Here is a 9,567-nt window from a genome sequence, read left to right as displayed (position 1 = left end):
AAAGCTGCCGCCTGAAATGAAACCCATGCTACAGCTTAGCCCGGCGGAAAACTGGTCGAAAATTCAGGACCACCTCTAACGTCCGGGGACGCTACCCATGGCCTCGAAGCAGAAGCTGCGCCCTCGATCGTATTCAAGCTCTAGCCATAAGCTTAAGACCGATAGCCCTTCTGTATCCGAGCTATCCATGTTTCTCGCAGCCGCACCCCCTCTTTGATGATTGAGTAAGCTCGAATGCTTCAACAGGTAGGGTCGCCATGAGAATCCGAAACGCGTCTTTGCGTTAAACACCGCGCTTTTGCCAAGCGGCGGGTGAACCAGCGGGCGGCAAGCCCCAAGGCGACACTCTTCCCCTTTTGACAAGCCCTATCCCGACAACAGCTTCCTGCGCATCTGGCGTCAGGGACGACTTTCGGTTGGCCTGCAGAAAGAATTTTGCACCATGCCCAGAACAGCCCAGCCCCAAATTCTCACGCTTCCCGAACTCGCCGGCGAGATTGCGACCCCCGGCATGTTCGGGGGAAACATCTTGGCACCACGCACCCAAATGACTGGCGAGGGTAGCTATACCGAGCTGGTGCGCGATCTGGGTGTGACCGATCTGCGCTATCCCGGGGGGTCGCTCACCGAAGAATACTTCGATCTTTCCAATCCCGATGCCGTGACCGCAACGGGAAACGAGACCGCAGAGACCGTCGATTTCATCGCCTTGAGCGACTTCATGGCCGCCGCCGAACGTCTTGGGTCTGCGGCGACGATCGTGATCCCCACGCGCATGCAATTGTCCAATAGGCTCGATGCGAACAACGATCGTCTGCCCGAAATCGATGTCGAGGTGCTGCGTGGTTTCATACGAGACGTCACCACAGGCGTTTATGGCAATGCTCAGATCGCCGCCTTTGAGATCGGCAATGAATACTGGGGGTCGGGCCGCATGAACACCGCCGAATATGGCCGCCTTGCCGCCGAAATGACAGGCATCATCCGCGACGAGATGCGCCTTGTCGAAGAGGGCCTGAGCGAGGACATCGATATCGTCGTGCAAGCGGGATGGAATTTCGACCACGCCAAGCTGAGCAACGATTATGTTGGCGTTCCCGCAGGTGCAGTCATTGCGGACCTCAATGCAAGATACGATCTGGGCCTGAGTGAAAGCGACCTTGGTGCGAGCGGATTGCCGAACTGGGCAAAGATTTCAAACGACTTGATGATTTCGTACTTTGAAGGGGAGGGGGGCCAAGCCCCGGACGGGGTCGTGACCCATCTTTATTCCAAGGGGCAGGAGGTTGAATCACAACGCAGCTTCATGCTGCGGATGATCGAAAAGACCTGGGGGCAGTCGTTTGACGATCTCGATATCTATATCACCGAATGGAACAGTTCGGGCAGCAGCGCTTTGCTCGATGACGACGAGGATTACGGGCTTTTTCAGGCCCACGAAATGCTCGAGATCGTGGAAGAGTTCATGCTGGCCGGAGTTGATGTGGCGCATGCCTGGCCGTTGCTGCAAAATTCGCCCAACGCGCTTTCGATGGGGCGCAGCCATGATGCAATAAGCCCTGCGGGTGAAATGTTTGCCATCATGGCATCGAGCTTGCCCGGCAAAACCATGCTCGATTTTGCCCCGGACAGCCGGGAAACAGAGCAGGAGCTCGGCTATCTCGATCTGCATGCCTTTTACGGGGATAGCGATTTGGTTCTGTTCCTGACCTCGACCTCGGACCAGCTGGAAACGAGCCGGGTGGATCTGTCCGCTCTGGTTCTTGGTGCCGAGACGATCACCGGACAGGTTCTGGGCGTGGCATCAGGGCAGTTGCCGGGATCGAACAGCGCGCAGGCAGAGCTGATGGCCCTGGCAGTCGATGCGTTTTACGATGACGGCGTGATGGAGGCCGCTCTGGGGCCCGGGGAGGTCATGCAGATCACCCTGAGCGGAATAGAGCCATCAGCAGAATTTGCGGCGCTCATTCCGGGGCTGGGCGCTGCAATTGTACCTGCTGTTGAGGCAGCTTCCGCGACGGTCTCGTCGCAAGCCCCGGCAGACGGGGCACCAGAATATGATGACCGGATCCGCGGAACGGACCAAAGCGAAAAGATAAAGTCCTTTCAGGGCGATGATACCGTGTTTGGGGCGGGCGGGAACGACACGCTCATTGGCGGGCGCGGAGAGGATCTTTTGAAGGGAGGCAAGGGCGCCGACCGGCTGCGCGGCAACGAGGGGGACGATACCCTGTCTGGCGGCAACGCAAAGGACAAGCTGATCGGCGGTCACGGCGATGATCGGCTTTATGGCGGGCATGGGGCGGATGGCCTCAGAGGCGGGCAGGGCCGCGATACGCTCTATGGTGGCACCGGAAACGACAAACTGCATGGCGGGCAGGGCGGGGATCTTTTGATCGGTGGCAGCGGCGCCAACCAGATCACGACAGGGTTCGGGCGGGATACGATCCGGGTGAACGATGGCGGGATGGCGTTCGAGGACCTGATCTTCGATTTCACCGTCGGGCGCGATACGTTGCAGATTGAATCCGATGTCATCGAAGATCTGGATGCGTTGATCTTTGAGGCCAGCGCTGATGAGCTGATCCTGGTGCTGGGCGACAGCAAGACAGTCGTGTTCGAAGGTGATTACACCGCAGACGACCTCTTGGAACAGGGATCGATCGAGTTGTTTGGCTGAACTTGGCGGAAGGCTTCGGGCCGTCCTGTCCGCGATGCAAAGCCTGCGCTGATGCAAGCGCGGAGCAAGACAGGTATAGGGCGCTTCCCGAACCAGATCGGAAGGCGCCCTATACCTGTCTTGGAGTGGCTCGCCGGGGGTGCCTGCCCTGACGAAACGCATTTACCGTTGCGAAAAGATCCTGGTGATCTCGGTCCGGTAGGTGTTCCAACTGATGGTCGACCGGTTGCCAGCATAGCCTTCATAGCGCGAGCGACCCGATGGCAGCGGCAGCCCGGCCCAGATGCCCGCAAGATTGTACATGAAGCTTCGATGCGACATCTTTCCCGCCGTGAACGCCCCAAAACCGGCATCTTCCAGCAGCAGGTTCGCCAGATGGTCCTGCAGAGCCGGTGAGAACCGCTGCTGCGGGTTGACCCCGGCGCGACGCACAAGCCCGCGCAGCGTTGCCGGAATGAACTGGTAGCGCCCGATCGCATGGGGCTGGTTGGGGGTGGCCTTGATCCAGCCAAAGATCTCGGCAACGGTCATGTCCGTCGGGCGTCTGCTGGGGCGGATGCGCGCGCCGTGCTGTACCGCGTCATAGCCCGCGCGGCCCGCTTCGGCATGCCCGATCAGATCCCGCAGGCGGGCCGCCTGATCGCCGGACCGCGACGCGATGAACGGGTCCCGTCCGGCTTTTGGCGCAGCCCTGACCGGCAGGTCGATGCGGATCGGCGCGGCGCTGCTCTTGTCGCCCAGCCCAAAGCTGATCGCTTCGAAATGGCGGATATCATGCATGCTGAACTGCGCCTGCTGCCCTTCGGCCGCGCCCACGAAAGGCAATCCCAAAAGACCAACTGCAAAGATCAAAGACCTTGTTTTCATAGCTTCGTACTCCTGAACCACTTGAGTGCGAGCACTATAAAAATCGCAGGTCATAGCTTGCGGGGGGCAAGCAGACAGGTTCGCCCTGCAAAGGTATAGTGGGATGTCCCTATTCGGCTGCGCGCGCGCCTTGGCGTAGATGCCCGGGCGCATGCGGCCAGCCAGACTCAATCGGGCCACACCGCGGATGCGCTACGCGGTGTGGCCCTTTTCCCGACAACCTGGTTCACTCAGTTGCCGAGAAATCCGTCAAGCCTGTCCCACAGGCTGTCATCCAGAAGCAGGTTGAACCTGAAATAGACCCCCTCCTGGTATAGGTCCGTCATCCCGGCCACGCGGCCATTGACGGCGTTGTAGCCCACCGCCAGCAACGTGCCCGCCGCCGGAGAGAACCCAAGCTCGGCACCCAGCCCCGAGGTGCTGCCGCCGCGGCTGTCCCACAGATGCGCGGCGTTCAGACCGATCTGGAACCGGTCATCGGCGAAATCCATGTAGGCCCCGGCCTGCAACAGCTGCGTGGTGGTCGATGCATCGACATTGCCCCCCGATACACGCTGATGCTGGCCTGCATATTTGCCGTTCAGGCGCAGATCGGCGTTTGCCTCGTAGCTGGCATCGACGGACCACAGATGCGTTTCGGTGCGGCCATACTGCTTTTCCAGACGATGCTCGTACCAGGCGAGCACATCCAGACGCGGATCTTCGACAGGGCGATAGGATGCCCCGATCCGGGTCCGGGCGCGCAGCTTGTCCTTGCCGTCGCGCTTGTCGATCGCGATGCGGGTGCGCCCCAGAACAGCCCAGTCGTTATCCAGTTGCGCGGCCATGCCAAGACCGGCGTAGTAGGTATTGCCGCGCTCTTCGAGAGTTACATCCAGATCGGCGTCGCCCACCACGGATTCGGGTGCGTTGTGCCATTTGGCCCCCAGAGCGACGCTGGTCAGGCTGTCGCGCCCTGTCTTTGCGCCGCGCGAATGTTCGATATCCGCGCGCAGGGTTGTCAGATCGTTGAGCTGCCAGACCGCGCCAAACCCCTGGGCCATGGTTTCTTCGCGATTGCCCGATGCCTCGGTGATCTCGGTGGTGCCCGACAGCCAGTCGTTCAACTGATATGTCATGCCAAAGCGCGACCGGGTCATCACCATCTCGTCGTCAAATTCGAACTCGATCTCGTTGTGGACACGCCATCCCGGCTTGGCCTCGCGGTACATGCCAAGGGTCAGCTCGGCGGGGCTGCGCTCTTCGCCGGCGATGGGCAGACGCAGCTGGCTGCGCACCGATACGCCGGGCCGCTGTGTCGGCGTCCACTGGCCGCCAAGGATCAGCGCGGCTTCGTCATGGCGATCACCATCGTGCTCGCGGCGTTCCAGCTCGATCCCGATTTCGCCACGGAAGCCATCCGAAAAGCGGTGCGAATAGATCGCATCCAGCGTCATGCGCGTGCGCTCCTCATTGCGATCGCGCACATATTCGGCTGACAAGGCCAGATCGTTGTCGATGCCGATGTCCACCCCGTAGGACAGGCGCACCTGCGTGGTGCCGGGGCGGGCCAGCCCTCCGTCCATGAAATCCGAGCCGGTGTAGATGGCTTCGAAATCCAGACGGTCGGTTTCGGTGACGATGCCATAGGACAGGCGCGCGGCCATGTCGCTGACCTGATCGGAATCCTCGGAGCGTGCGATCTCGGCTTCCCACAGGCCACCCTGCAGCGTCTCATGGCGCACATAGGCCGATTGCAGCCGCTCGCGGGCGGGGTTGCCGACGGGGGCATCCGCATGAACCGCGCGCGCGCCGATGGTGGTGCGCTCGCTCAGCGCGTAGTTCACCTCGCCGCCGTACAGCCAGTAGCGTTCGGCCCCGTCGGTTTCGACCTCGTAGGTGACGCGCACCGATACCGGATTGCCATCCGCGTCGAACTGGCTCAGCGGATCGTCAAAGGTGATGGTGTTGGTGAAGAAATCCAGCACATAGTCGGTGCCGCGCCGAAGCGGCGTGGTGGACAGGATATCGCCGCCGTCTTCGTCGCGCACCAGCCGTTCGACCCGTTCGGACCCATCGACATAATCGCCAAGATCCAGATCATAGGGGCCGGACACCCCGCGCCCTGCAAATTCCACCACCTGCTGTTCCTGCGCCGTGCGCGCGGCGAACACGGTGACGGACACCCGCTCGTTTTCCCAATGGGCCTTGGCGCCGGTGGTCACGCGCTGCAGTCCGCCCAGACGAAACGCCGAGGATTCCGGCTGGATCGCGATATCGCCATACAGCACGTAGGAGCGGCCCTTTTCCACCTTGATATACAGGTTGGTCGACGATTGCGCGTCCCAGCCACGTTCGGAATTGTCGCCATAGATCGGGTAGTATTCATCGCCCCGGATGTCGCGGAACAGCCGGTCCTCGGTGTCCTGATCGGAGCTGTAGCGCAGGGTCAGCAGCGCATCGCCCCGGATCGCCCCCTTGAGGTACAGCTCGCCGCGCAGGCCGGTGGTGGTGTCTTCGAAGTGGCTGAACTGGTCCTTGGGCAGCAGCGCGTTGCTGGCCTTGCCCCCAAGCGACACCGCGCCTTCGACCACGCCGATCATGATGCGTTCGTCAAGGTTCGGGGTAAAGGCGATGCGGGCCTCGGCCTTGGCAAAACCGCTGGTGACGGTGATGAGGTCGGGGCCGGACACCTGCGGCGGGATCAGCCCGAAGGTGGCCTCGCCATTGTCGATATAGGCCTGCACGCCGGGGGTGCCGGGGCGGATGTCGGTGACATCCCACAGGGCGCGATCGCCCCCCAGCGTCACCGTGGCCGAGGCCGGCACCGGCAATCCGCGCGAATCCAGAATGCGCACGATCACCGGCACCACGCTGACGGGGTCGGCGCTGGCCTCGGCGGGCGCGATGATTTCGATCCGTGCAGGATCGCCCGGAGCCGTGACCGTGATTTCGTGGCGCATCCGTTCGATGCCAAACCCGTCACGCCCGACAAGCACAAGCCTGTTGGCCCCCGGGCGCAGTTTCACCGCGACGAATTCCGCCGCCTGCACGTTGCGTTCGGCCCATGAGGTCTGCTCGCCGATGCGGTCACTGCCAAGGGCACGCCCGTTGAGCATCAGCCCCAGCGTCAGGTCGGCCTTGCCCTTGATCCGGATGTTCTGGGTGCGGCGGCTGAGGGTTTCGCCATCCTCGAAGTCTAGAAAGCCGGGTTCGGGATCAAGCGATTTCACCATCGCCTCAAGAGGGCGGCGCGTGGCGCGCGCCTTGGCGGCCAGCGCCGGGCGAGGCAAAGCGCCTTGGGCATCTTCGGGGGCGGGCACCAGCATCGACGGCGTCAGTTGCGTGGTCGTCGCCACCCCGGCCTCGGTGCGGATGGACCGCTGCGGGTTGCGTGCCCCTTCGATGGGCATGTCAGAGGCGCGCAGCGTGTCCGGGCCGGCATTGGCCTTGAAATGATCCTGACGGGCGGTGATCTCGGCCATTGCCTCGGGGGTGCAGGCCTGCACCGCAAAGTTTTCGCTGCGCAGCTCGCCCCGGCGCAGCGGCACGATGCGCGAGCCGCCCCGGCGCAGGTCGTTGGTGCGCGTCACGGCAACCTCGGTGCCGGCGGGCAAGGTGCCGGCCTGGACCTGAAAGGCATGGGTGATCGGGCGCATCCCGGGCATGGAATACTTGCCATTGTGATCCGTGACCACGAACAGCCCCTCTTGGGTGACGATGCGCACGCCGGGGATGCCCGGTTCGCGCCAGTCGTCCTGAATACCGTTTGCGTCGCAATCCATGAAGACGGTGCCAAGGATCGTTCCCTGCCGGGCAAAAACCCCACCGGAATTGTCCAGCCGCACCGTGGCGCGGGCTGGCGCTGACTGCAACGCCGTGCCCGTGCCTGCCTGACGGCCCGCCAGCAGGGCGGTGTTTTCCAGATCGCCTTCGCGTGCGGCGGCCCCCACGGACATGACGTAGCTGAGTTCCACATTGTCCAGCGGCGCGATGTTGCCCAGATCGAACAGCAGATCGCCATGACCGTCACGCTCGGGGTCTTCGATCTCGTCGCCCTCCAACGTCACCGATCCGCTGACGAAGGTCATGCCATAGGCCGGGCGATCAAAGATCTGCGCGCCCACCAGCGCCTGACGCATGTTGTTGGTCAGATCCAGCGTGTAGGTCACGAATTCGCCCTGCACCACACGGTCGCGGTCCGCATCCTTGCTCAGCGCAATGGGCGCGCCATAGAACGGATCGACCGGGATGTCGGAATCCATCAGCAAACCGCCCGAATGGGCAAAGCTGCCGCCAAAGGCCGCATCGGTGATGATGCGCTCGAACCCGCGAAAATCCAGCCGCAGGGTCGGAAAGCTCCACTCCGGGGCATCGATGATGTCGTAGCTGTAGCGCCCCGCGTCGATGTCGCCAAAGGCAAAGTAGCCGCGCGCATCGCTCAGAACCCGCGCCAGTTCCAGGCCGGTGTCGGCGTCCATCAGCGCAACGGTGACGCCTTCGACCGGATCGTTGCCGATGGCGTCAAAGACAAAGTTTCCCGGCGCGATGATCAGGCTGGTGGTCAGGGATTGCACCCCGCAGCGGGCCTGCGCCTGAACGGTGTCGCCCCGGTTCGATGCCATGACGCCATCGCCTGCGCGGGCCAATGCCATCTCGGCCACCGGCAGCGGCGCGATCAAGAACACCCCGGTGTTCGCCCCGGTTTCCCGTGCGGTCGTGGTTTCGACATCGCCGGTCTGGACGCTTTGCAGCGTGACCTGCACCGTGTCGATGCCAGAGCTCAGGTTACATGCCCCGGACACCAGCCGCGTGACAAGGTTGCTGTCCAGCGCGCTGGACCCGATCTGCACCCCGGTCACCGGATCAATGAAATTCAGCGTGCCACTGGTGCCCGTGCCAAGCGCGACGGTCACGGTGTTGGACAGCTGCTCGGCGACGCCTTGGGGGGTGGGCAGAAAACCGACAGCGGTATTTTCCACCTCGACCGCACCAAGCGCCTCGTCGATGGCAACGCTGAAACCAACGTCGGCCGACCAGCCAACGGGGAAATCCCCGGCCAGGAAAAAGGCGACGGCATCTACCGTGAGGGCATCATCGGGCATGGTGCTGACGTAGTCATGCCGGGCGTCGCCCGAACGATGGTACAGCGCGGTCATGCCGGCGGCCTCGTCGATCCATTCCAGACGGGCGTTCAGGGGGATGTCGTCGCGCAGCAGCACACCGGTCACGACCACACCATCGATGCGCAATGGGGTGCCGTCGATGGCCGAATACCCGGCGACAGGCGCGTCCGAGTTGTTGCGCAGGCGCAGATCGTACAGCACACGGGTCAGGGCATCACCGGGCTGCGTTGCCTGGAATTTCTCGATCTCAAGCGTGGCCGACACGATTTCGGCGCGCCCTGTTCCCGTGCCGGTGACAGGTGCGACGTCCTCATCGGTTTCAATAAGAGGCTGGCCCGTGGCGGTCAGCGTCACGTCGAAACTGTCGCCCGGCTGTGCGCCAGAAGTCACCTGAAAGCTATAGATCAGCTGGGCGTCCTGCCCGGCGGCGATGATGAAGCTGTCGTCGCCCGTGATTTCGGGTTCGTTCGCATCCACCATGCCATTGCCGTTCAGGTCGATGAACAGCCGCGGGTTCAGGATCTGGGAGGCGTCACCCGAGGTGACGATGGCCGGGGTCACGTCCAGCCCGATGTTGCCGGTGTTGGAAATGCGGAAATAAAACTGGTCGATGGCCCCTCGCGACAACAGCAGCCTTTCGCGGCCGGAAACCTCGAGCGCCGGAACCACGCTGACGCGGGCCTCTACGGCGTTGGAGTCAAGGGTCACGAGGATGCCCAGACCGGTGTCGAAATAGGTGACCTGGGCGATGTTGCGGATGATTGTCCCGGCGGCGGACTGCTGGGCAGACGCGGGCGGGGACATGAGGCACAGAGAGGCAGCTGCGATGACAAGGAACCGAGCCACACCCTTGCCGACAAAGCGATGGAAACTGCGCATCAGTTTCGCTCCTCGGAATAACGGTGGGGGGGCCGC

3 protein-coding genes are annotated in these 9,567 nt (G+C 62.8%); 1 reads left to right on the top strand and 2 read right to left on the bottom strand.

All coding sequences use genetic code 11. The features are described from left to right. Window positions 1-529: 529 nt before the first annotated feature. A complete protein-coding gene (locus Q4543_RS20015) occupies window positions 530-2,680 on the top strand; it encodes a calcium-binding protein (protein WP_303441245.1) in 2,151 nt (716 codons plus the stop codon). 162 nt (window positions 2,681-2,842) lie between these two features. On the opposite strand, the gene Q4543_RS20010 is transcribed toward Q4543_RS20015, so the two are convergent. Together Q4543_RS20010 and Q4543_RS20005 are read right to left on the bottom strand one after the other, a co-directional pair. Continuing rightward, a complete protein-coding gene (locus tag Q4543_RS20010) occupies window positions 2,843-3,547 on the bottom strand; it encodes a hypothetical protein (RefSeq protein WP_303441243.1) in 705 nt (234 codons plus the stop codon). A 230-nt stretch (window positions 3,548-3,777) separates the two neighbouring features. Beyond that, on the bottom strand, window positions 3,778-9,531 hold the full coding sequence (locus tag Q4543_RS20005) for a hypothetical protein (RefSeq protein ID WP_303441241.1): 5,754 nt from the start codon (window positions 9,529-9,531) through the stop codon (window positions 3,778-3,780). Window positions 9,532-9,567 lie beyond the last annotated feature (36 nt).

The sequence above is a fragment of the Salipiger sp. 1_MG-2023 genome (assembly GCF_030547555.1).
In the GTDB taxonomy this organism is placed as follows: Bacteria; Pseudomonadota; Alphaproteobacteria; order Rhodobacterales; family Rhodobacteraceae; genus Salipiger.
The sequence above is the reverse complement of the archived record's forward strand: the minus strand, read 5'-3'. Positions and strand labels throughout refer to the sequence as shown.